This is a genomic window from Nitrosomonas sp. Nm33 (assembly GCF_900107265.1).
Lineage (GTDB): Bacteria > Pseudomonadota > Gammaproteobacteria > Burkholderiales > Nitrosomonadaceae > Nitrosomonas.
In genome coordinates this window covers 1-22,875 of the sequence record NZ_FNPJ01000052.1, presented here as the reverse complement: position 1 = coordinate 22,875, position 22,875 = coordinate 1, and the positions used below count along the sequence as shown (strand labels likewise).

Here is a 22,875-nt window from a genome sequence, read left to right as displayed (position 1 = left end):
GGTATAGCATACCTTCTACTGCCATGCGCAAATTGCGCTTGTTATAAATCGCTTCTTGAAGCAGAATTTTCTCCAGCTTCGACCAGAACTCATCGCTGAGCATCAATCGGGGCATCGCAAACTCGTTTTATTGGTGGTGTGAGAACCTCTCAATATTACGAGTTTGCTTCTATTTATGAAATACTTATCTCAAAACGTCAACAGACCCTAGGAACACTTAGTCAAGTTATATGACATTCCGTTTCAGATTATGAGACATTTTGTCGTATAAATTACGTGAGGTACTTATGAATCAGAACGATCCAATAGCAAACCTAGGCACGGATCGCCTGCAGTCTTTCAGTGACGGTGTCATCGCCATCATCATCACCATCATGGTGTTGGAGCTCAAGGCGCCGAACGAACCGAGTTTGAGGGGATTGCTTGCCGTAGCACCGGTATTTTTTAGTTACGTGCTGAGCTTCGTCTTACTGATCCTCATGTGGGTGGCTCACCACTATCTATTGCACCCTATTCGCCTGGTTGATCGGCCGCTACTCTGGGCAAACAGCAACTTGCTTTTCTGGATGTCCCTGATCCTGTTCGCAACCGCCTATCTCGGACAAAATCCCGTTGAGCCGTTTGCTGTCGCTTTGTATTCTGTTGTTCTCGCGTGCGTCATTGGCTCCTTTGCGCTGCTTCGCCAAGTTGTGTTCCGCCAACTTGTCCATAACCAGGATCTAGCGAGGCATCATGCCGCAATCCAGCTTCAGAATTTGATTGCAACCGCTGAATATCTGCTCGCAGTTCCTCTCGCCTATGTATCGCTCTATTTATCGTATGCAATCTTTGTAATGATCCCTTTGTTCTACATTATGCCCGGGTATTGGCGAACGAAGCGCCATTGATAGCAAGGGCACTTCGAGCAAGGTGTTGGTTGCGTGCATTGCCTACTAATCCTGTGCTCAAGGGCCTTGAGAAACTGCATGACATACGATCAACATGGAAAGATCATTATTGATCCACAGTAAGGTAATCGTATCAGCAAAGGCCTGGATTGGATCAGACTAGGGCAAGCACATATTTACTTTTAGAGGTCGAAGATTGCGGATGGAGGCTGTTCCATGAAAATCTGCATACCTCTCTAATTCCATTTCTAAATCAAACCCGATTTTGTCGGCTTCTCCTTGCCGTATTATTTATACTGTCTGCGGATCGCCTTCGCGTCATGTTTGATTTGGAAATGGTATAAGGTAAATAAAGAGGGATACGTTTCTTCTCAATCAATCTGGGATGAACTTCAGGACATTGCCGTTGATACAATAGCGCTTGAAGCTGGGAGCCGGGCCATCATTAAAAACGTGACCAAGATGAATGCCTGAACTTGCACTGCGGACTTCGATTCGTTTCATGCCATGTGAATTATCTTCATGGAGTGTCACTGATCCTTCAACAGGGTCGATAAAGCTGGGCCAGCCACTCTTGCTATCGAACTTTGTCTGGCTGAGAAAAAGCGTAGCACCCGTAATCGGATCGACAAATTTACCAGGACGTTTTTCATCCAAATTATTGGCAGTGAACGGCGGTTCGGTGCCTTGCTCAAAGGCGATTTTCTGTTGTTCCGGCGACAATAACTGAAAGCCCAGCCATTTCCAGAAATTTGATTGTTCCCCGTTATATCCCGTGTAACGGGTGACTTCTTTGCCGTTTCTGAACAGCACAATGGTAGGGGCAGCAAATAATGGTTTTTCCAGTGTCCAACCGGCAGGAGAGTTGGCGTTCATCGTTGCAACGACGGGTACTGCTGCTTGCCAGCGATTGAGAATATCCTCGTCAAACTGCTTGCAGAAATCGCAATTCTCGGCCTCAAAAATAACCAATTGCTGAGCAAAGTTTAAATCTTTGCCATTCAGCGGCTTCATGCGATCAGTAATTGCTCCACTGCTTAATGGATCATTTTGTGCAGCCTTCTGGTTCGATGCGGGGTACTTTACCCCCGTGCCGCCGAGGCCGCAGTATCCGTTGGGATTCTTCTTCAGATAGTCTTGGTGGTATTCCTCGGCTGTGATGTAATTTTTCAGTGGCAGGATTTCAGTTGTGATCGGACCATAGCCGACGGCATTCAGTCCCTGCTGGTAAACTTTCTGCGTTGCCAGTGCAAGGTCTTTCTGGGTTGCGTCATGATAATAAATTGCGCTCCGGTAATTGCTGCCGATGTCGTTGCCCTGACGGTCACCCTGTGTTGGATTATGGTTTTCCCAGAATTTCGCCAACACGGTTTCCAGCGTTACTTTCTCTGGGTTGAAAGTTATCTTGATCACTTCGGCATGATTCCGTCCTGCAGCCTTGCCTGCGCGAAGCGCCTTCTCATGATTCAATATCTGCTGGTAGCCAACGCCAGGAAGGTCACCGCCTGCATAACCACTTTCTACATCGAGAACACCCGAAATCTCGCTCATGCGCTTCTCGGCGCCCCAAAAGCAACCCATTCCTAAGACAATGTAATCTGTCTTTGAACTGATATTTTGATTCGATTCTAGGGGGCTGGATATCACTGTTTTCTCCATCGCAAATGCTGTCATAACAATTAATAAACTTAATGTTGCTGCAATAATAGCTTTCATTATTTATCCCTGATGCTTAATTTTGATAAATTTTCGAAATTTGGGGATAGCTTCAGTTCACGTTTGAATAGAACTTACATTCTGAATCTTGCGTATCTGCCAGTTTATAACTTACTCGAGTTATACATTGCAGGCAATTATTGTCAATATGCTTTGTGGTGTCATTTCTTTTCGACTCTCAGAGAGGGTAGTGAAAGCGGATTAATTTGTCTGAAGCGGCAAAAATACTGCAAAACTTTTAGCTTTTTCGGCCAATTGAATCGGAATGAAGTAAATTTTTGATCAGTCATCTATGTTTTAGATAACTAATTCAGCGCTCAGTACATTCAGTTCCTATGAAAAAGATGGTTATTTTTCCTACACTTCCTCAATTATAGTAGCGAATTAATTTCTTTCTCTAGCTCCGCTGGTGTCGTTTGAGGTGCAAAACGTTTAACGACTTCACCGTTGCGATCAACTAAAAATTTGGTGAAATTCCACTTAATCGCTTCTGTTCCTAAAATGCCTTTTTGTTCAGTTTTCAGATACTGGTAAAGGGGGTGAGCACTTTCGCCATTTACTTCTATCTTGGCAAATAAAGGAAAAGTTACATCATAATTAAGCGAGCAGAAGTTTTTAATTTCTTCATCATTACCAGGTTCTTGTCCGCCAAATTGATTACATGGAAAACCTAAAATTTCCAATCCTTTTTCCTTGTACTGGCGATATAACGCCTCTAAGCCTTTATATTGAGGAGTAAAACCGCATTCACTGGCGACATTGACGATCAGCAATACTTTCCCTCGATACTTATCAAGAACTATATCATTGCCATCATTCTTTTTTACTGAAATCGAATAAATTGTTTTTGTTTCCATTGTGTCCTCTTTTTTAGATGATTGCGGCCGATGGCGACGGAGCAATAGTTCACGCGTTTGCATAAGCAAGTGGGAACTACAAGCATTGTCTATCGAGTAAAAAGAATCATCTCACATTTTTATTCCGCGATTGCTGCGAAAATATGTGCGCTTCAGTAGTATATTTTCCGCTATTTACAATTTTTCTCTTCGAAACATACCATGAGCAAACGATTCGTTATAGGTACCCCACTTAGCCCTTCCGCAACCAAAGTCATGTTGCTAGGTAGCGGAGAGCTCGGCAAGGAAGTGATCATTGCATTGCAGCGCTTGGGAGTAGAAACTATCGCTGTGGATCGCTATCCCAATGCACCGGGACATCAGGTAGCTCATCGCCCACATAAGTAAGTCCACGTCCGCACGACACCGGTATGGTAACCATGTGCAGTCAGGTGCAGAGCGAATTCGAACTGCATGCTCGCGCCATACTTGGCTTGTCCGTCAACACGACCTTGCGTGCACCCGGTGCGAGTGCGGTAATTTATGGACAACTGGAAGAACAAGGTATCGCTTTCACTGGTGTGGATGAAGCGCTACGCGTACCGCAAAGTGATTTGCGCCTCTTCGGCAAGCCGGAATCATTCGCCCGTCGTCGCATGGGCGTGGCTTTAGCAAATGGCACAGATACCTCTGAGGCGAGAACACGGGCAAAACTCGCAGCTAGCCGGATTGTACCCATAAAGCCGGAAAATTGAAGTGAAGGATTGGCATTGACAAGTTGGGTTAATCTTTCTTGTAAATTGTATATTTACCGGCAGATTCAAGTTTGAAGTGCCAGCCTTTTCTCGATCAAAAACGGGTAGTCGCTCTTGGTTCTATGTGGTGCCAACAGGAATTCTTCACTGCCGAGCTTGGGATGTTTGGGTTTGCGCGGTTTGGCTTGGCATAACGCTGCTTTGTCCACAGTCAATTGCTCATAGTCGATCAAACAGCCCTGACCCGATGTGAGGTAATAGGCGCATTCTAAGGTGTCGTAACCATGAAGCAATAAGCGCGGTGACATGATTGAAGGCTATTTGCTGGATAGTGATTTAGGTTTTTTTTCGGCTTTAATCTTCTCACCGATGAGAGGTCGCTTTATTTGATCTTCTATGATCATTTTGACTTTATTCGCCATTTCCGGTAGCAGCTCTTTAACCACTGCTTCAAATCCACATTCCAGCAATTGATTAATGATGATCGATATCGACACGTTGCCTAATTGCGCCAGATTTTCTATCCGCGTGTAAATATGCAGGGAAACCGATGACTTCGTTGAACGGATGAAGTAATCAGCTCAAACCCCGCTTATCCCGTAATCAGGTGAGCTAAGAACTCGGCTTTATTGGAGAGTTCACTTTTCATTGCATGCTGATATCTCCGATGGATTAGTTATTGTGTTTCAAATGGCAACCCACTATAAAACCGTGTCAATCGCGCATCACTCAACAGGCACCTCTCGCTCTTTTGTGTAGCGTGCGCCAAGCAGTGCCCTCCTAGGGATTTATGCGTTTGCCATGTTGCAATTTTTATCACTGACTTGACTGCGCTTCCGTCCGCTCACCAGCTTTATACATCGCAGGCTCACTACCGGTCGCTTGTCATGACAGATTCATTTTTACTTGAGGGGAGAAGCAAAAATCTCTATATTTGAGAGTTAATTTTTAGCGGTATGTATTTGTGGCCCCCGTAATGGAATGGACGCCCAACTATCCTAAACGGCAACAGAGTGCCAAAGCAGTGGTGTTGAAAGCCACGTAACTAGAGAGGAGCGTCCGAAATGAAAATTACGATAATTGGTATTGATTTGGCAAAGTCATTATTTCAAATTCATGGTGTGGATGAGCGCGGCAAGGCAGTGTTGCGCAGGCAGTTGAAGCGGAAAGACATGGCGAAATATTTTGCGAACCTAGAGCCATGCCTGATCGGTATGGAAGCATGTGGTAGCTCACATCACTGGGCGAGGAAGCTGAGTGAATTTGGGCATACTGTCAAGCTTATGTCACCCCAGTTCGTCAAACCCTACGTGAAGACCAACAAGCATGACATGGCGGATGCGGAAGCGATCTGCGAAGCGGTGAGCCGACCCAACATGCGTTTTGTACCGATCAAGAACGTTGAGCAACAGGCGATTCTGTCGGTGCATCGTGCCAGACAGGGATTTGTGAAGGCGAGAACTGCACAGTCAAACCAAATACGGGGATTACTCTCAGAGTTTGGGATCGTGATACCCCAGGGGATACAATCGATCATGAAGCAGATGCCGGAGATCCTGGAAGATGGTGAGAACGACTTGCCTGGCTTGATGCGAAATTTGCTGAAACGGTTGACAGAGAACCTGAAGGAGATGGATCGTCAGGTAGATGAACTGGAAAAGCAGATCGTGCTGTGGCACCGTGAGAACGAAGCCAGCAGGAAACTGGAGGAGATTCCTGGAATAGGCCCGATCACGGCCAGTGCAATTGTGGCAACTGTAGGCAAAGCCAAGGAATTTAAGAGTGGTCGTCAGTTAGCTGCATGGATGGGATTGGTGCCCAGACAGCATTCCAGTGGCGGCAAGCAGAATTTACTGGGCATTAGCAAGCGAGGGGATACTTACCTCAGAACGCTGCTGATCCATGGAGCAAGAGCCGTGATTCGATTTGCCGAGAATAGGGCAGAGCCAGAAGGTTGGTTGAGAAAGCTGATGACTAGATGCAACAAAAATGTGGCGGCGGTTGCACTGGCGAACAAGAATGCCCGGATTGTGTGAGCACTCTTGACTAACGACCGAAAATTCCACCCCGATTATATTCCGGCAACTATCGTGGCCGGAATATAATCGTGGCGGTTGAATAAAATCTGAGTAACAACGAATTATTGAGGAATTTTTCCGATTGCACAGGCAATCATGAAGTGATGGCGATACTGGTAAGACCGTGAGTAGAAAAACCTGTAAGTAACACAGCACATAAAGTGCGCCCCCGTGATTAGGAGCTACTCAGCGAATTCCATCAGGGATAGAGGCAACAGCCTCACTAAAAATCCGGATGTATGGCTGCAATCTTTACCTTTGACGCATCATCGATTGAAAGCTTGGCAAATGTGGGCGTCCATGTATGTTACTTGAACGGGAAGAAATTAAATTAAGCGTTGATGCTTTATTATTTGAAGGTTTTCTAAATAAAATATTCTATTTCTCATTGCGATACACTCCCATCAACTACCTTACGTTAGGTTTATGTTAGGTTTATAAGAGATCACATTACAATGAATCACGCTGCATATAAATTTAGCATCACTATCAAATCTAACGATCTTGCACTTGTCAATTGTCTAAGATCGCTATCTCAGTACTCACAACAAAGTGGCAATAACCGCATTCCATGGGGTGGGACAAAAGATCAAGATTGGAAACGCGATGATCGCTGCGTGACTTTTCACTTTACCACTCCAGAGTACCGGTCCGGATTCTTGACTGAGGTACGAAGATTACTACCCGCTGAGCTGTGGTCTGTAGTATGTCAGAGTGACAATGATCCTGCATCGCCACAGAAATGATTACTTAAGTCCGTTGTTTATACGGATTGCCAATATTAGGGAATAGCTATATGAAAGCTTTGTTGAAAGATTTCGTTGGGATTGTTGTAGCACTAGTAACTTTTGCTATCGCATGGATTGTGGTTGCTTGGCTGATGTCAATTTTGTTCAGTATTCCAATTCCTCGAATCAATGATCCAGATTCAGACTCTTTCCTCAATATATTAAAGATATGGGTACTTGCCCCAGGAATTTCGTCATACATTGCCATTATTGCGGGGTCATACATCTCGACCAACGTATCCCGCTTGCTTTATGGCTTCCTAATACCTGTCGGCGTGATAACAGTTTTCGGCATCGTTAGTTTTGCTGGTGTACTTGGTGGCATAATCAACACTTTTAGTGTCCGAATGAGTTTCTTTGTCTTTATTCTTCAAGTTGTTGCAATTGTTGTTGGGGCTTATTCTGGCAAAGAGTCTGTAACCTAAGCTGGTGTTAAGGCGAAATACTAAAAATAATTGAAACCGCAATAAACCAGTTACCAGATTTATCCGATTTGGTGAGCCACCTAATTTGAAGCTTGAGCTTGTCATTGGATTGTTTTGCTTCCCCGGAGGTTTGTAATCGCACCCATTCTTCTTATCTGGAACTCACCCCCTGGATTCAGATAAAACCGATCAGATCCTTTGCTACAAGCTTGTATAGTTTATTTATTTTCTAAACTACATACCGTAAGGCTAGACTCCAAATAGCAACAGTGATAATTTATCGCTGTCGCATCTTTGAAGTATCTTTGAAAAGCATTGACAGCCAGGTTCATCAAAATTCTTGTCTTTCTTAAAAAATTTCATATTACATGGCAAGTCAATACTCTACTCAAATTTACCTTGACCTTGACGGAGCGCTTACGTCTACAGCTTCCATGCTTCAGATTCCTTCAGTAAATTTGCAAATTTGGGGACCTAGACTCCGTTTCTCAGCCCCTATTAGTGAAATTGAGAATTTTTATTCAGAGATTAAACCTTATTTACGCCCCTTTATTCTTTATGGTTCTGGTGATTTTCATCACCTGAGTGCAGTTTGGATGCGGAGGATTCAGGAGCCATTTTCACTGCTTTCGTTTGATAATCATCCAGATTGGGATATTCGTCCTCCACGCTGGTGCTGTGGTGGTTGGGTTAATCGCGCTCTTGAATACCGCTGGCTTGAGTCGGCACAAGTCTGGGGATGTAGCAATTTCGAACTCAATTGGCCTCATAATCTCTTTACCCCTCGAAAAGTACTCCAGTCTGGAAGACTCCAAATTTTTTCATGGAAAGAGCGCTATCCTAAACTTTCCATCTGTCGGGAAGGAGCGGGGCTGTAGTAGATTAGCTTAGTTGATAAGCTAATCTACTACAGCCCCTTTTATTTTTGAATGTCACACTACTGATGGTCATTAACGGATAATATAATGCAAGACTTCGTATATTGACGCTGCCGATGAAAAGCACTGCAATAGTCGTGTTGAACAGGCAGAATCGCAAGACACCGGCAAGACTTTAGGTGTATGAGCCTGTGGGTCAGATAGGTGCTGCGGTTCATTTCTCATTCAATTAAACCGAACAGTAACTTGGGTAGACTGTTAGACAGATAAAACCTGCATACGAGGAAGGTACGAATGATGAATGAAATAGCCTGTGTGGTTGGCATTGATGTTGCCAAGCGTAAATTCGACATAGCATTATTCATCAACAACAAAATCAGAACCAAAGTGTTTGACAACACGCCCACAGGCTACAAGGCTTTTACAGATTGGCTTCGTGAACGTGACGCAATACCTGAGCAAACGCATCTATGTATGGAGGCTACCGGTCCTTATAGCGAAACATTGGCAACCAATCTTGTGGCAGAGGGCTGGCGCGTGAGTGTGGTAAATCCAGCCCGCATCAAAGGCTTTGCACAAGGCGAACTCGCGCGTAATAAAACAGATCGAGCCGATGCTACGTTACTGGCCCGATTTTGTGCAGCCATGCATCCTGGGTTTTGGACACCTTCGCCCTTGCGTGGCGTGAATTACGCGGCTGGGTCGATCGCTTGCAAGCACTCAAGGAAATGCATCAGCAGGAAAGTAACCGCATGGAAGCGCATCTGGCAAGTGGACAAACACGCTTAGTGCAAGATGTTCAAATCCATCTGGACTGGCTTAACAAGCAGATTAAAGAACTAGAACACAGAATCAATGATCACATTGACCGGCACCCTGATCTTAAGCGTGATGCCGAGCTGCTCCGCAGCATCCCTGGCATCGGTGATACTACCATTGCAAAAGTGTTGGCTTATGCGGGAGATGTGCGACGTTTTACCAATGCTAAGGCATTAGCAGCTTTCATTGGTGTCACACCTCGACAACGCGTATCGGGCAGTTCCGTCAAAGGCAGAACGATGATGAGCCGTACTGGGCACAACGAGCTTCGCCGCGCGCTGTATATGCCTAGCTTGGTAGCCAGGCATCATAATCCAATACTAAAAACGTTCGGTGATAGATTAAGTACCACAGGTTTGGCCCCCAAAGCCATTGTAGGAGCAGTTATGCGTAAGCTGGCACATTTGATTTACGGAGTTATTAAATCAGGACAACCATTTGATGCAAACTTCAATCATTCAACACTTGCAATTCAAGACAGTATCTGACCCCTATTGCTGCTATTGCTGTGTGACCCCTATTGCTTTGGTAACCAGACATCTTCTAATTTCGCCAATCAGTTTTACATTCGCAGTCAATTTGCTGCATAAACCGATGACTTGCTCGTTCACTGAATCAGAGTCAGCTCAAGAAATTGCGCTAATCACTTTCATGATGTTCTTATCAGATTCTTCTCAGGCTGATCGTCAAACCAGCGATATAACATAGGCATGACCACCATTGTCATCATGGTCGCAGTGGTCAGCCCACAGATCACGACGATGGCAAGCGGTTTCTGTACTTCGGAGCCAAGGCCGGTGGTGGCCAAGAATGGCATCAGACCCAATATTGTAACCGAGGCGGTCATGAGCACGGGGCGGAAGCGTTGTTCGCAGCCTTTTCTCACTGCTTCCTTCACATCCAAACCCTGCTTACGTAGTTCCCAAATGAAAGAAATCAACACGACACTATTCAATATCGCGATGCCCCATACCGCAATGAAGCCCACTGACGCGGGCACTGATAGGTATTCGCCGCTGATGAACAAACCGATGACGCCGCCGACTGAGGCAAACGGCAAAACCAGATAAATGAGCCCGGCGAGTTTGATTGAGCCGAACAATATAAACAATAAGAAGAAGATCATTGCCAAGGTAATCGGCACGATTACGGAGAGTGTCGCCATGGCGCGTTCCATGTTTTCAAACTGTCCACCCCAGACGAAATAGTAGCCGGCAGGTAACTGAATTTCCTTGGCTAGGCGCTCTTGCAGCTCAGCTACGAAACCACCCAAATCGCGTTCATGCACATTGGCACCGACTACCACCCGACGGTGGGCGTATTCGCGCGAAACGACCGCAGGGCCATCCATGAGCTTGATCTCCGCCACCGCGCTCAGCGGCACTAAAACACCACCGGGTGCCAGCATCTCGCCTGGACCGGCGCTGCCGTGAGGGCGCAGTAAGAGTTCACGAATAACTTCGATATTATTGCGGGACTGCTCGGGGTAACGCAACAGCAATACAAAGCGGCGCTCATTCTCGAACACCTGGGTGACTGCCTTGCCACCGATAGCGGTTTCGATCAGCTCGTTCACATCGGAAACGTTGAGGCTGTAACGGGAAATGGCGTGGCGGTCGATATCGATGGTCAGCGCTTGCTGGCCAGATAAACGCTCAATACGGAGATCGCGTGCACCGCGCGTTGATTTGACGATACGCGCCACTTGCTCCGACAACTTGCGCAATTCTTCCAGGTCATCGCCAAAGATTTTAACTGCAACCTGCGAGCGCACCCCGGTTATCATTTCGTCCACGCGCGCCGCAATCGGCTGCGACAGCATAATACTCACGCCGGGCAACTTTGCCAGCGTTTTACGGATATCCTCCTCGATCTCCTGCTGGGTGCGGCCGGATTTCTCCAGATCCAGCACCACAATAGGATCGGACTCATTCTGCGACGCCGGATCGGCGGGTGATTCGCCACGGCCGAGCTTGGATACTACACTCTTTACCCCTGGGATTGCGGCAATCAGTTTCATCGCCTCAGTTTCCAGCTGAATCGCGTCATCCAGAGAAATCGATGGCACACGGATAATCACCGGTGTCACTGCGCCTTCCTTTATGATCGGAATGAAAGATTTACCAAGGAATGGATACAAGGCGATTGCCAGCAATAGGGAGCCTAGCGACAGCATCACAGTGGTTTTCGGATAGGACAGCGCTAAATTCAGTACGCGCAGGTAGAGAGATTTAAGAGTGGAGACAATTTTGGTGTCGTGGTCAGCACCAGGTTGCAGAAGGTAGTCGCTGAGCACCGGCGACAGCAGCATCGAAACAACCAGCGCTACCAGCAATGAGATGGCGATGGTCACAGCGAGCGGGTTAAACATCTTGCCTTCCATGCCCTCCAGCGTCATCAACGGCAGAAATACGAGGATAATGACGATGACACCGAAGATCACCGGGGTACCTACCTCGGCTGCCGCCTTGACGATGATATCAATCTTTGATTCTCCCGTGTTGCGGGCCTGTCCCAGACGGTGAAAGATGTTTTCCACCACTACCACCATCGGGTCCACCATCATGCCGATGGCAATTGTCAATCCTCCCAGCGACATCAAATTGGCCGGCATCCCTTGCTGGTTCATCACCATAAAAGTAACTAGCGGTGTGACGATCAGTGTCGAACACACTACCAGGCTAGTGCGCAAGTTGCCGAGGAAGACAAATAATACTGCGATCACGAAGATCATGGCCTCGATCAAGGTACTGTTCACTGCCGCCAGAGCAGCATCCACCATGTCGGTGCTGTCGTAAAAGGGCACAATCTGGAGCCCGCCCGGCAAGAGGCCGTGCGTGTTTATCTCGTTAACTTTTTCCTTAACCCGTCCTACTATTTCCTTGGCGTTGCCGTCGCGCAACATCATCACAATTCCGGTTACAGATTCAGTGTAACCATTCTTGATACTGGCTCCCTGGCGCACTTCGGTGCCGAATTTTACCTCAACCACATCGCGCACATATACTGGTACACCCTGAATTTCTTTCAGCACGATGTTGCGGATGTCTTCCAGTGTTTTGATCAGACCGACGCCGCGGATCAGGTACTGCTCCGGGCGCAGTGCCAGGATGTTGCCACTGGCATTAGCGTTGTTGCTCGCGATGGCGTGGTCAACTTGCGACAGTGTCAGATCATAATGGCGCAACAGGTTGGGATCGATCAGCACGTGATATTGCTTAACGTAACCGCCGATGGAGTTGACTTCCGCCACACCCGGGATCGAGCGCAGCATCGGCCGCACTACCCAATCCTGAATGGTGCGCCGTTCAGTCAACTCCTCAATCGTGAGTACACGCTGCCCGTCGTCGGGACGGTCAAGCGTATATTGATAGACTTCTCCCAGGCCGGTCGATACCGGGCCGAGCTCCGGCGTAGCGCCCGGCGGCATCCTAGGCGCGACACGGATCAGCCGTTCTATCACCAGTTGGCGCGCAAAGTAAACATCAGTCTTGTCGGTAAACACCAGCGTGATAAGCGATAACCCGCTTTTGTTCAGGGAGCGCATCTCCACCAACCCCGGCAGGCCGGTCATGGTGAGTTCTATCGGTATTGTGATCAATCGCTCGATCTCTTCAGGATTGCGACCGATTGCTTCGGTGGCGATCTGCACTTGAATATTAGTCACATCGGGAAAAGCATCGACTGTCAGCTCCTTTGCCGCAAAAAATCCCCCGCCGCACAGAAGGAGTGCCACCGCCACCACCAGCAGGCGCTGCTTGAGCATAGCACGCACAATTGAGGCGAGCATGATTTACTCCAGTTCGGCGAGCTTATTGTGCTCGTTGTTCAGAAGAAACGTACTGCCCATTACAATGTTCTGTTCGCTAGTGAAGGAGCGCATGGCGGCGGTTTCAGGACTCGATTTGACTAAGATTAGCAGGAATTGACTGTTGCTCGATGTGAGAATTACGTAATCCTGATTGATCTTACATACTATCGCAGTTTCCCTTGCCAGCAGGCTGTTATGCGAATTGTCGGTGATGTGCATGCAGTTCGGCATGGTGAACTTGAGCTTACGTCGCAGTTTTTTCACTACCGTTCGTATTATCACCGAGCGGGTCAAAGGAATCCGCAACGACATATGTAAGGTGTAGGATGCCATAAACGTAGCGGATTGCGTCCGTCAATATAAATCCTCATAGTGTACATCCTTGAATTCTTCAATAATTTCCTGATTTTTCCAATAAAGGGCTTGTAAAACAATGTTGTAAGAATTTACAACATTCAGGAGAATACTGTAAGTGAATATCCATAAACGTAACCGATTAATCTACTGATCGGCAGGAAATCTGGCGGTTTTATCAAATACGGCGTTGGAAAGTGCTCCACCTTGTAGATTTGACCCATATTGCTGTTATGACAAATGACTCAGAATTAGTGCATCTATACTGCAGAGTAGGTTGATGGATGAAGTTGTTAGGCTAACTTAGCAGCTTATCCTTATATAGCTCCATCTATTTTGGAAACATTTCTAAAAAAAATTATTGGGTCCCAGAATACCTAGCTATTATCATAATTTTTTAGGTCCTAAACCTCTTGCATTCAATTCAGCCAAAGCTTGCTCAGTTTTTTTCAGATGACCAAGCCCCATACCCTGCAATACATGGTCAGCTTTTGTATATTGAATATTGATATAAGTAGTTATTTCCACTCGATTTCCCCAAGGATCAAGAAAATCAAGAAAAGGACCTTCTAAAAGTTTGACCCCCATCTGTTCAAGTGTCTGCCTCACTAATTCCTTATTATCTACCGCTATTCCAATGTGTCGCTTTTGATCAGGCTGTCTATTATCATTTTTTGTAAAATTGATAAATTGATCCCCAAAATAAATAAAGGCTTGCATCTCATTTTTTTCATGAACTTCGAAATTCAAGAAGTTGCCATAAAATTTCAACGCTTCATCAATATTTCCAACTTCTAATGCCACATGATTTATGCCTACTGCGTTTGCTTTCATAGATTTGCCTCGTCATTAAAATATTTGTCAATATATCCCGAAGAGTATCATTTCGTACCCGTAATGAAAGCTGAGATAGTACTTCAATGCTTCATGTTTACTCATATCATATCTTCATGGAATAAACGTGACAATAACCTGTCTTAGCGAGCACTGGCGAGATTAATATTAATAAAAACAGTTATTTATAACTCCTGCTAATCATTAATAATATTCATTAAATCAATCAGTTGCTTACGTAACGTGACAAAAATTACTATAACATTACGTGATGAATAGTAATGCATTTTCAGACAGAAAAAGAGTGGGCGCTAAAGATTAAGCTTCAGCAATTGCAATCAAATAGAAATCACGATAAATCAATTATCAGATTAGAAATAATAATTCTTATCGAACAATAGAATGCCTACTGGCAGCTTTCATGCACTGATTCACATCATTGATCAATAGAGGGGGGCACTTCAAAATATCTAAAAGAAATCTGTTTCATTTCTTAACCAGCGCCCCCATAATAAAGGAACGAATATCGTCGAACGACAGGGCAAGGAGTAGCTATTATGGACTTAGATGCAGGGAAATTAGATGCGCTAAAATTTCTAACAAAACAGTACATTGCAAATGTTTGGATATCTATCACCATACATTTGGTTGCGCTCGGTTGGCTATTTTCTTCTGAACAAATACATATGCTTATAAAAGAAGAGCTTTTTATACAAATTGGCTTAACATGTATTTTGTTAGTGTTTGAGTGCCTTCGTTGGTTTGTAAACAGACCAATTTATCGTCGAATAAGATTTCTAGAAATGGATGTAGCAAAGAAAACCAGTACAGAGCTTGCGGATGCTTTCACCATCAAGCCCTATAGGTTTATATGTAATGAACTCTTGATCTGTTTGCTAACAGTTTTTGCAATAACCTTTATATGGCTTTATCCATATTTATAAACCATAAGCGCTACGGTGTTGGGCCATTTTATGTGTGATCCGATTGATTCGCGCATATCAGCTGCTTGGGCAGTGGTAGCAACGGCTACTTATCCTCAGAACTGAATCCGCCAGCATGTTATTCCTCATTAATGTGTAGGCCGCATTCGCGTTTTTCGTCAGCTTTCGCTGGATCAAAATAATCCCATTCATTTGGTAAATTATGCTGCTTGAGATAGGTTTCCATGTCGGTATCCGTCCAGTAGAAAACGGGGCTGACTTTGATGGTGTGATAAGTCTTATCCTCGGAAAGAATATCTAGTCTAGCGCGATTCGGATTTTGTACTTTGCGTAATGCAGTCAACCAAACTGTAGGTGCAAGCTCCTTCATGCCACGTTGAAAGGGCTCTAATTTCATCATCGCACTGAATTTCTTCAGCTCGGCTTCATCGTCGATACTTGGAATTGGGCCATAAATTGCATCACGATGGGCTGCGGTTAGCTTGGGAAGATAGGTCTTAAGATTAAGATTGAGGCTATCACGGAGCTGCTCAGCAAATTTGTAAGTTGCCGGTCGGTTGTAACCATGGTCTACCCAAAGTACTGGAATATCCGGTTGTACTTGAATGCAAAGATGAAGAATAACTGCCTCATAAGGGCGGAAGTTGGTTGACACAACAGCACGACCGTTTGCCCGTGCGATGGCCCAACGCACAATCTCTAATGCGGGTTTATTTCGTAACGCTACATTGTACTCTGCAATTTGATTATTCGTCATTTGAGGTTGATTCAGTTTGGCTAAAGTAAAAAAGTAAGCCGGTTTTAGAATGCAAATTACTAAATAATTCGTTATATTGTCAACCTTGACAGGTAAGCGATCAAAAATGGATTATTTCTAATTCAAGTATTGGACCTTGGTGATGCCAGCCTGAGAAGTTAAATTAAATCAATTCCGTTTAGTTTTCTTAATTAGTGACAAGCTATCAGTTATTTTCATACAAAATAATATACGTATGATTTTATTTTTGAATGTCACACTACTGATGGTCATTGACGGGTAATAAGTAATAAAAGCTAAAGTTAATTTATAATTTTTTCAATACATTTTCAAATACTCGGTTATTTATTGTCGGGCGGTGTAAGCAAGTAAAATTTTTAATATTCGTTTTGTCTATTAAGTTATAGTTATAATTAATTTCAATATACATTTAATAAATTGGAGCTACAGGAGGCACCTATGGCATTGCGCATTAATGATCAAGCACCTAATTTTCAGGCAGAAACTACACAAGGAAAGATTGATTTCCATGAATGGATTGGAGATCATTGGGTAGTATTATTTTCTCACCCAAAGGATTTCACACCTGTTTGTACAACAGAACTAGGGTATATGGCCAATATTCAATCAGAATTTGACAAGCGTAATACTAAACTTATCGGGCTTAGTATTGATCCGCTTAATGATCACGAGAAATGGCTGAGAGACGTTGAAGATGTCGGTGGATCACCCGTTCGTTATCCTGTTATTGCAGACACTGATCTGCATGTAGCCAAACTCTATAATATGTTTCCTGCAGATGAAACAGGTTCAGCAGAAGGACGAACAGCGCTTACGAACGCGACCGTTCGTTCAGTATTTATCATTGGTCCCGATAAAAATATCAAGCTTATGATGACTTATCCCATGACTACTGGTCGTAACTTTAATGAAATCTTGCGGGTAATTGATTCAATGCAGTTAACCGCAAGGCACAAAGTCGCAACACCTGTGAATTGGCAACAAGGGGAAGATGTGATCATCGCTCCTTCGGTTAGCAATGAGGAAGCTAAGAAGGTTTATCCACAAGGTTGGGAAACAGTAAAGCCATACCTTCGCAAGGTAAAGCAACCATGATTTATTGATTCTCCCTGCAGTATCGCGATAAAACATTAAATACTAGTATTCTGGAATAAGAATTCTTAATATTGTTTGATGTGGTAACGTGACAAATATGATGATTATTGACGGGTGTTAGCGAGCGCTGGTGAGTATTAAGTTAATTAAAACAGCTAGTTATAACACCCGTTAATCCGCAGATCCCAGATTCGAGTCCTACTCGGGAACTCATCTATGTGTAACTCGCTGTTCTATATTGATATTACCGAACTGTTCTGATGCGTGTGTCGGAGTGACCATCAAACTCTGACTTACGTTTCCAACCGGCATCTATTTTTCTTGTGCCTCACTAGACTGCTGATTTACTCAAATAATCGTTCTGTTCCTCTTCAAAAATAAAATCAAATCTCTAAATACGAAACTCTCCGATTTAAGCAGAGGATAGATTTGCATCGCGTAGGTGTATAAATTATTAGAGAAAAACTATTGTAGCCTTATGAGATTGTGTATTGCGCACTTTGCACGCAGTATTGTGCAATAAAAAAGGTGTCGATATAAAAGAATATTGCTTGGATACTTGTGGCTATAAATTTGCCAAGTTATTCAGATACAGGCATTTTCTCATCTCATCTACTTAATTCAGTAATCCCCATATTGGGGTTTTTAGCATAAACGCACGCACAATTTTATTGTGTCCATAATAGAAACAATTAATTTCTTATTTTTGGACTTATTTTTTGTGTTCTAAGTCGATATTATTCATCATAAGAAATTAATTTTACTATGATAAAAAGATTAATGCATTAAAAACAATAACTTTATTATGAGTAATGATTAAAGTGATTGTTGCTGGGGATTAGATCAAAATCTTCTAATTAAAAGATAGGTTGAGTAAAAGGTGTTTCCTGTAAAGAACGTATTCTCAGCATGGTTATTCTTAAAATAAGACATGACAAAAATTTTTAAGGAAATAAAGGAAAAGGAGTGGAATTAAAGTTGTTTTATGGTGGTGCTATGATGAGAACGAATATTTTCTGGGTGGTTGTATTAGCGGTTGGTTTCTTATCCGGCTGTGCTCAAATGAGCCCGATAGCGAGCACTCTGAATGCTGAAAAGCTTGGCGCGAATCAGCACTTCATAGACCCTAACAATCATGATGTTTTCGCAAAACATCATGAAGATGCTGCTAATGAAATGAAAGCAAAACTACAAGCACAGAAAGAGCTGCTTAAGGAATATGAAGAACACAATTACTATTATGGGCGAAAAGGGCAAGACCTTCAGTCGCATACCTTGGCTAATATCAGATATTTTGAAAATTCTATCAAAGAGAATCTGAAAGAAGCTGCAATTCACCGAAAAATGGCACGAGATCAAGAAAAACGAGATCTCGGTTTAATAACTGAATAGGTCGTAGACTCTCAATTGAATTAATAATTATTTTAAAAAATATTCAAACTCCAGAAGACCAAAAATCTAAAAAAACCGCGATATCAATTGCTGATACGCGGTTTTTTTGTATCTGCTTATACTATGTCTGATTAGTATTATTTGCTTACCTGTCTTTAACCTTACTAAAGCATTCTGCACTTAAATAGAGTCGATAAGGGATTCTCAAAGGATGAGATATAGTTGATGATCTTGCTATAAGAAGGTGACATATGCCAAAACCCTTATCGAATGATCTCAGGAAGCGCCTGATCAAGGGGGTTGAAAGTGGCATGTCTGCGCGTGCGGCAGGCAGGAAGTTGGATATTGCAGAGAGCACGGCAACAGGAATAGTAAAAGATTGGCGAGACCGGGACAGTTATGAGCCGCTACCGACCGGGGGATGGCGTTGTTCGGTAGTGGAGGAATAAGCCATGTTCATCGAACAGATGGTGAGCGAACATGGCGACTGGAGTGAAGCGGAGTTGAATGCTCATTTGCGCCAGGAATGCGGCATTGAGGTTCATGACACGACTGTGGGGCGTTTTATCCGCGCAAAGGGCTGGCGCTATAAAAAAACGGTATTCGCCAGCGAGCGAGATCGTGAAGAGATAAGAGAAGCCAGGGTGCTTTGGCGGGCATGGCAGAAGCACTGTGATACTTCGAAGCTTGTGTTCCTGGATGAAACAGGCGCAACGACCAATATGATTCGGCAATACGGGCGTGCCAAAGGCGGTGCACGATGTTTTGGCCATGCACCTGGCGGTCACTGGCAAACCATGACATTCATTGCTGGGTTGCGAGCAGATGGTTTAACCGCCCCAGGGTAGCCTGGACAGGACCATGACGGGCGAAGCGTTTAAAACTTACATTGAGACGCAGCTGGCTCCCACCCTCAAGTCGGGCGATATCGTCATCGCGGATAATTTCTCATCTCATAAGGTGAAAGGCGTCAAAGAACTCATTGAAGCCAGGGGCGCTCGTATTCTTTACCTACCACCGTATTCTCCAGACCTCAATCCTATCGAGCAGGTCTTTGCAAAACTCAAGGCCATTTTGAGAAAAGCCATGGCACGGTCATTCGATGCTTTGTGGAAAACCATCGGCAGCATACTGCCCGCTCTTCTCAGCATATGAATGCAGAAATTACTTCCTGAATTCAGGGTATGGACGTACTTAAATGCAGAATGCTCTAATTTGATCAGATGAAATTCTAATTCTTATCAGAATAGAAATAATAAATTTGCTATATGAATTTCCATAATTTATATGATGTTTAAAAATTTATTTATATTAAATTATTATTTGTCCACAATTTCTGTGGATAACTTTGTGAGTAATTTGTAAATACTATTATTAAGATGGTTATTTATAATAATATTTTCTGGATTGATTAAATTTTGAACATAGAATAATATTGTTTATAATCAGTATGTTAATATTATATATTGATTATTTAAATGATTTTACTTAATGCTAGATACATATTAATAAAGTAATAAGACAATGTGGATTATTTCAAAATGTCAAGTACCCGATTGCATACATTCCTATTTGAAATATTGAGACTTTAAATTTACTCTAGCTAAGCTTTGGATTTGAGTTCTGGCTAAGGAGTCATAAAAATCAAAGGGTTGAGAGTTTTGACTTGTAACCATTTTTTATTTCCAAATATTTGTAACTGTTTTGTAACCGTATTTACAATATCTGGACCGTGAAAAATACTCTCGTGGTCTTTCTATATGTAACGGTATTAAATATTAAGTTAAAAATCTACTTTTCTCAATCCTATACCAGACCTCCAGTAATGCCATGGTATGTTGAGGTTGCCTTGGTGCTGTTGGGTGAATACTAGAAAGAAAGGTCAGGGCAATTCTCAAATGGCGGGTTGGGTGTTTTACATAGACCTAGAGCCATGAGACTATCATATCTTCCACTGTGAGCGCAGTTGATCGAGCTAGATTTGGATGTAGAGCATAACAATAGGAGGCATGAATGGAAGGGCATGAGATCATCGGATTTGTGGCAGGTTTCGGCACCACCTTTGCAGCCGTCCCGGATTTGCTCGTAATACTTAAACGAAGGAGTTCTAAAGGTATGAATCCAACCATGGCAGGCATTATGGGCACGTTTCAAATCGTGTGGGCGTATTACGGTATTTTGATTGATTCGATGCCTGTGGTTGTTTGGAATATTATCGCAGTAGTGATCAATTCCCTCATGGTGGGTGCATTTTTTTACTTTGCCCGCACCGAGAAAAATTAGTCGGCTTAGCAAAAGCTACAAGTGCCTCACGCGCACTGATGAAACCTGAATTTACACGCTACGGCCCGTATTATGTTGAGGTGATTAACCTAGGGCAGGAGTCTTTAAACAGTTTCTAAAAAATTGATCGATTGCTCACGAAATTCCTGGCTATATCCTGTTCGGGGTAATTGCTCTATCTTTGTCCTCCATTTCATGTCTATATTTAATGAAATTTTGGATTCCTTATATGGACGCCCACTTTTTGCCAAGCCTTCAGTCAATGATTTTAAGAAAGTAAAGATTGCTGCTATACATCCGGATTCTTTGTAAGGCTATTGCCTTTACCCTGATGGAATTTGCTGAGTGGCACCTCATCACGATAATGTGCTCTATGTACTGAGTACTGAGCCCAAATCAGGTTTAGCCACTCACAGTCTGACCAATCCCGCCATCATGCCATGATTGTCCATGGAATCTGTGGAAATCTTTCTCCTTAAGCTAATTTTCGCTGTAACGTTACTAATATGCTCCTATTTAGTCTTCTCGGTCGCTTTTCCCTCTGGTGTCTTTCGCCTGAAAAGCAAAAGATGTCAGAATCAAGGTCTTTTATTTTCGATCGGACGCAATTTTGTGAATTTCTGATCGTTTGTCAGTGTGTTTGACAAATTATCACATCTTCATTATCTTCGCCCTCCATGAAAGAAAAGATTATTAATCTTTCTTATACACAATAACCCGAAAGATTCGAAGGAAAACCGATAATGACTAGTCCTTATCATCAGCATCGCCGTGTACTTGTCGCGAGTCTGGTCGGAACGGCTGTTGAATATTACGATTTTTACATTTACGCGACGGCGGCGGCGCTGGTGTTCGGTCCATTATTCTTTCCAGCCAGTTCGCCAGCTGCACAATTGATGCTGTCATTCCTGAGCTTTGGTCTCGCGTTTATCGCACGTCCGTTTGGTGCGGTATTGTTCGGCCATTTCGGTGATCGGATCGGGCGGAAATCAACACTGGTCGCATCGCTAATGCTGATGGGGGTGTCGACCGTGCTGATTGCGTTCCTGCCGACCTATGCGACGGTTGGCTGGGTTGCGCCACTATTGTTGTGCATTCTACGCTTTGGTCAAGGGCTGGGTCTTGGCGGGGAATGGGGCGGCGCAGCGCTACTGGCGGTTGAAAATGCCCCTCGGGGGTGGCGTGCACGGTTCGGTATGGCCCCACAACTGGGTGCGCCGGTCGGGTTCCTTGCCGCCAATGGACTATTCCTGTTGATCGGCATGGGATTGAGCGAAGCGGAATTTGCGGCGTGGGGGTGGCGTATCCCGTTTCTGGCCAGTGCCATTCTAGTCGGGCTAGGTTTGTGGGCACGCCTGAAGATCAACGAAACGCCTGAATTTGCTCAAGCTCTGGCACATGAACCTCCGGCTCCGGTTCCTATCGGTGAACTGATCCGTAATCATGCGCTAGCTACCTTTGCCGGGACTTTTGCGGTGGTAGCCTGTTTCGCGATTTTTTACCTTTCGACCGCTTTTGCGCTCGCCCATGGCACAACCGCTTTGGGATATGATCGCGAGGTTTTCCTGGCTGTCCAACTTGCTGCAATTCTGTTCCTAGTACTCGGTATTATTGTCGCAGGTGTGCGTGCCGATGCGACTAGTGCTGTGCGAGTGCTGACATGGGGATGTGCAGCAACCATCGTTATGGGATTGATGTTTGGATCGCTTTTGGGTTCGGGGTCGCTATGGGTAGTATGGGCAGTACTGTCATTCGCCCTGTTCGTGATGGGCTTTGTCTATGGCCCACTTGGCGCGTGGTTGCCGTCGCTGTTCCCACCACGGGTGCGTTATACCGGTACGTCAGTGGCTTTTAACGCGGGCGGTATTCTGGGCGGAGCAGTTGCTCCGATTGCCGCGCAGGCACTCAGCGAAATAGGCGGCACATCACTTGTCGGTCTTTACCTGACGATTGCAGGGGTGTTCAGTCTTGCGGGACTGATGCTGGCTCGGCGGTCTGAGCGGGATAAGGCGAGCCTTGCCGATAAGCGTTCAGCATTCACACCATGAATTTAAAATATTGTCTTTGCCAAATTAATACCTATCTTTGTAATCTTCATATCGGATACTGATATGTGTTGTCAAATATGGAGTCCATATGATTAAGCTGCGAGTTGATTTGCATAGTATCGCTGTGTAAATTCTGCTGGCGATAGGTAACCTG

21 protein-coding genes and 3 pseudogenes are annotated in these 22,875 nt (G+C 44.3%); 16 read left to right on the top strand and 8 right to left on the bottom strand.

The annotated features are described in order from the left end of the window. Window positions 1-115 (bottom strand): annotated as a pseudogene (locus tag BLV54_RS15630) (IS5/IS1182 family transposase); the annotation flags it as partial. Between the two features lie 145 nt (window positions 116-260). Between BLV54_RS15630 and BLV54_RS10765 the strand changes: the two are divergent. Continuing rightward, a complete protein-coding gene (locus BLV54_RS10765; RefSeq protein WP_143032484.1) occupies window positions 261-887 on the top strand; it encodes a TMEM175 family protein in 627 nt (208 codons plus the stop codon). Window positions 888-1,262: 375 nt separating this feature from the next. Here BLV54_RS10765 and msrA read toward each other — a convergent pair whose 3' ends face one another. Both msrA and BLV54_RS10755 read right to left on the bottom strand, forming a co-directional pair. Next, on the bottom strand, window positions 1,263-2,603 hold the full coding sequence (gene msrA, locus BLV54_RS10760; RefSeq protein ID WP_090571547.1) for a peptide-methionine (S)-S-oxide reductase MsrA: 1,341 nt from the start codon (window positions 2,601-2,603) through the stop codon (window positions 1,263-1,265). Between the two features lie 371 nt (window positions 2,604-2,974). Further along, the gene (locus tag BLV54_RS10755; protein WP_090571545.1) at window positions 2,975-3,460 is read right to left on the bottom strand and encodes a glutathione peroxidase; all 486 of its coding nucleotides are present in this window, start codon (window positions 3,458-3,460) and stop codon (window positions 2,975-2,977) included. 201 nt (window positions 3,461-3,661) lie between these two features. On the opposite strand from BLV54_RS10755, the gene BLV54_RS17315 reads away from it, so the two are divergent. Then, window positions 3,662-3,847, top strand: a complete 186-nt coding sequence (locus BLV54_RS17315) for a hypothetical protein (RefSeq protein WP_371113289.1) — start codon at window positions 3,662-3,664, stop codon at window positions 3,845-3,847. Then, window positions 3,844-4,194, top strand: a pseudogene (locus BLV54_RS10750) (phosphoribosylglycinamide formyltransferase 2); the annotation flags it as partial. The gene BLV54_RS17315 and the pseudogene BLV54_RS10750, both read left to right, overlap by 4 nt. A gap of 65 nt (window positions 4,195-4,259) precedes the next feature. Here BLV54_RS10750 and BLV54_RS10745 read toward each other — a convergent pair. Both BLV54_RS10745 and BLV54_RS10740 read right to left on the bottom strand, forming a co-directional pair. Next, a complete protein-coding gene (locus BLV54_RS10745; protein ID WP_090571543.1) occupies window positions 4,260-4,502 on the bottom strand; it encodes a hypothetical protein in 243 nt (80 codons plus the stop codon). A 9-nt stretch (window positions 4,503-4,511) separates the two neighbouring features. Beyond that, window positions 4,512-4,691, bottom strand: a complete 180-nt coding sequence (locus BLV54_RS10740; RefSeq protein ID WP_090571542.1) for a hypothetical protein — start codon at window positions 4,689-4,691, stop codon at window positions 4,512-4,514. Between the two features lie 567 nt (window positions 4,692-5,258). On the opposite strand from BLV54_RS10740, the pseudogene BLV54_RS10735 reads away from it, so the two are divergent. From BLV54_RS10735 to BLV54_RS16475, 5 genes and pseudogenes are all read left to right on the top strand, one after another. Next, a pseudogene (locus BLV54_RS10735) lies at window positions 5,259-6,227 on the top strand (IS110 family transposase); the annotation flags it as partial. Window positions 6,228-7,068: 841 nt separating this feature from the next. After that, window positions 7,069-7,485 (top strand): hypothetical protein, encoded by a 417-nt coding sequence (locus BLV54_RS10730; protein ID WP_090571538.1) that lies wholly within the window; start codon window positions 7,069-7,071, stop codon window positions 7,483-7,485. Between the two features lie 596 nt (window positions 7,486-8,081). Next, entirely contained in the window at window positions 8,082-8,363 is a 282-nt protein-coding gene (locus BLV54_RS16150) for a hypothetical protein (RefSeq protein ID WP_176969745.1), read from the top strand. Between the two features lie 294 nt (window positions 8,364-8,657). Next, a complete protein-coding gene (locus BLV54_RS16910; RefSeq protein WP_256329394.1) occupies window positions 8,658-9,152 on the top strand; it encodes an IS110 family transposase in 495 nt (164 codons plus the stop codon). Continuing rightward, entirely contained in the window at window positions 9,092-9,670 is a 579-nt protein-coding gene (locus BLV54_RS16475) for a transposase (protein ID WP_339389439.1), read from the top strand. Before BLV54_RS16910 ends, BLV54_RS16475 begins: the two co-directional genes overlap by 61 nt. A gap of 161 nt (window positions 9,671-9,831) precedes the next feature. On the opposite strand, the gene BLV54_RS10715 is transcribed toward BLV54_RS16475, so the two are convergent. Together BLV54_RS10715 and BLV54_RS10705 are read right to left on the bottom strand one after the other, a co-directional pair. Beyond that, window positions 9,832-12,972 (bottom strand): efflux RND transporter permease subunit, encoded by a 3,141-nt coding sequence (locus BLV54_RS10715; protein WP_090571534.1) that lies wholly within the window; start codon window positions 12,970-12,972, stop codon window positions 9,832-9,834. 762 nt (window positions 12,973-13,734) lie between these two features. Further along, a complete protein-coding gene (locus BLV54_RS10705) occupies window positions 13,735-14,181 on the bottom strand; it encodes a VOC family protein (RefSeq protein ID WP_090571530.1) in 447 nt (148 codons plus the stop codon). Window positions 14,182-14,738: 557 nt separating this feature from the next. Between BLV54_RS10705 and BLV54_RS10700 the strand changes: the two genes are divergently transcribed. Beyond that, window positions 14,739-15,125, top strand: a complete 387-nt coding sequence (locus BLV54_RS10700; protein WP_090571528.1) for a hypothetical protein — start codon at window positions 14,739-14,741, stop codon at window positions 15,123-15,125. A gap of 118 nt (window positions 15,126-15,243) precedes the next feature. On the opposite strand, the gene BLV54_RS10695 is transcribed toward BLV54_RS10700, so the two are convergent. After that, window positions 15,244-15,882: a phosphoadenosine phosphosulfate reductase domain-containing protein gene (locus BLV54_RS10695; protein WP_090571526.1), complete on the bottom strand. Its 639-nt coding sequence runs from the start codon at window positions 15,880-15,882 to the stop codon at window positions 15,244-15,246. 459 nt (window positions 15,883-16,341) lie between these two features. On the opposite strand from BLV54_RS10695, the gene BLV54_RS10690 reads away from it, so the two are divergent. From BLV54_RS10690 to BLV54_RS10660, 7 genes are all read left to right on the top strand, one after another. Then, complete coding sequence (locus BLV54_RS10690; RefSeq protein WP_090571524.1) at window positions 16,342-16,998, top strand: peroxiredoxin; 657 nt, start codon at window positions 16,342-16,344, stop codon at window positions 16,996-16,998. Window positions 16,999-17,964: 966 nt separating this feature from the next. After that, window positions 17,965-18,390: a hypothetical protein gene (locus BLV54_RS10685; protein ID WP_090571522.1), complete on the top strand. Its 426-nt coding sequence runs from the start codon at window positions 17,965-17,967 to the stop codon at window positions 18,388-18,390. A 251-nt stretch (window positions 18,391-18,641) separates the two neighbouring features. Further along, on the top strand, window positions 18,642-18,839 hold the full coding sequence (locus BLV54_RS10680) for a hypothetical protein (protein WP_090571520.1): 198 nt from the start codon (window positions 18,642-18,644) through the stop codon (window positions 18,837-18,839). Between the two features lie 3 nt (window positions 18,840-18,842). After that, entirely contained in the window at window positions 18,843-19,238 is a 396-nt protein-coding gene (locus BLV54_RS10675; protein ID WP_090571518.1) for a winged helix-turn-helix domain-containing protein, read from the top strand. A 13-nt stretch (window positions 19,239-19,251) separates the two neighbouring features. Next, on the top strand, window positions 19,252-19,545 hold the full coding sequence (locus tag BLV54_RS10670; RefSeq protein ID WP_090571516.1) for a transposase: 294 nt from the start codon (window positions 19,252-19,254) through the stop codon (window positions 19,543-19,545). A gap of 858 nt (window positions 19,546-20,403) precedes the next feature. Then, entirely contained in the window at window positions 20,404-20,673 is a 270-nt protein-coding gene (locus tag BLV54_RS10665) for a SemiSWEET family sugar transporter (RefSeq protein ID WP_090571515.1), read from the top strand. Between the two features lie 743 nt (window positions 20,674-21,416). Continuing rightward, entirely contained in the window at window positions 21,417-22,721 is a 1,305-nt protein-coding gene (locus tag BLV54_RS10660; RefSeq protein ID WP_090571514.1) for an MFS transporter, read from the top strand. Window positions 22,722-22,875: the final 154 nt, after the last annotated feature.

Coding starts and splice junctions, on each gene's coding strand:
- msrA (WP_090571547.1), bottom strand. CDS start 2,603: ATGAAAGCTATTATTGCAGCAACATTAAGTTTATTAATTGTTATGACA.
- BLV54_RS10755 (WP_090571545.1), bottom strand. CDS start 3,460: ATGGAAACAAAAACAATTTATTCGATTTCAGTAAAAAAGAATGATGGC.
- BLV54_RS17315 (WP_371113289.1), top strand. CDS start 3,662: ATGAGCAAACGATTCGTTATAGGTACCCCACTTAGCCCTTCCGCAACC.
- BLV54_RS10745 (WP_090571543.1), bottom strand. CDS start 4,502: ATGTCACCGCGCTTATTGCTTCATGGTTACGACACCTTAGAATGCGCC.
- BLV54_RS10730 (WP_090571538.1), top strand. CDS start 7,069: ATGAAAGCTTTGTTGAAAGATTTCGTTGGGATTGTTGTAGCACTAGTA.
- BLV54_RS16150 (WP_176969745.1), top strand. CDS start 8,082: ATGCGGAGGATTCAGGAGCCATTTTCACTGCTTTCGTTTGATAATCAT.
- BLV54_RS16910 (WP_256329394.1), top strand. CDS start 8,658: ATGATGAATGAAATAGCCTGTGTGGTTGGCATTGATGTTGCCAAGCGT.
- BLV54_RS16475 (WP_339389439.1), top strand. CDS start 9,092: ATGCATCAGCAGGAAAGTAACCGCATGGAAGCGCATCTGGCAAGTGGA.
- BLV54_RS10715 (WP_090571534.1), bottom strand. CDS start 12,972: ATGCTCGCCTCAATTGTGCGTGCTATGCTCAAGCAGCGCCTGCTGGTG.
- BLV54_RS10705 (WP_090571530.1), bottom strand. CDS start 14,181: ATGAAAGCAAACGCAGTAGGCATAAATCATGTGGCATTAGAAGTTGGA.
- BLV54_RS10700 (WP_090571528.1), top strand. CDS start 14,739: ATGGACTTAGATGCAGGGAAATTAGATGCGCTAAAATTTCTAACAAAA.
- BLV54_RS10695 (WP_090571526.1), bottom strand. CDS start 15,882: ATGACGAATAATCAAATTGCAGAGTACAATGTAGCGTTACGAAATAAA.
- BLV54_RS10690 (WP_090571524.1), top strand. CDS start 16,342: ATGGCATTGCGCATTAATGATCAAGCACCTAATTTTCAGGCAGAAACT.
- BLV54_RS10680 (WP_090571520.1), top strand. CDS start 18,642: ATGCCAAAACCCTTATCGAATGATCTCAGGAAGCGCCTGATCAAGGGG.
- BLV54_RS10675 (WP_090571518.1), top strand. CDS start 18,843: ATGTTCATCGAACAGATGGTGAGCGAACATGGCGACTGGAGTGAAGCG.
- BLV54_RS10670 (WP_090571516.1), top strand. CDS start 19,252: ATGACGGGCGAAGCGTTTAAAACTTACATTGAGACGCAGCTGGCTCCC.
- BLV54_RS10665 (WP_090571515.1), top strand. CDS start 20,404: ATGGAAGGGCATGAGATCATCGGATTTGTGGCAGGTTTCGGCACCACC.
- BLV54_RS10660 (WP_090571514.1), top strand. CDS start 21,417: ATGACTAGTCCTTATCATCAGCATCGCCGTGTACTTGTCGCGAGTCTG.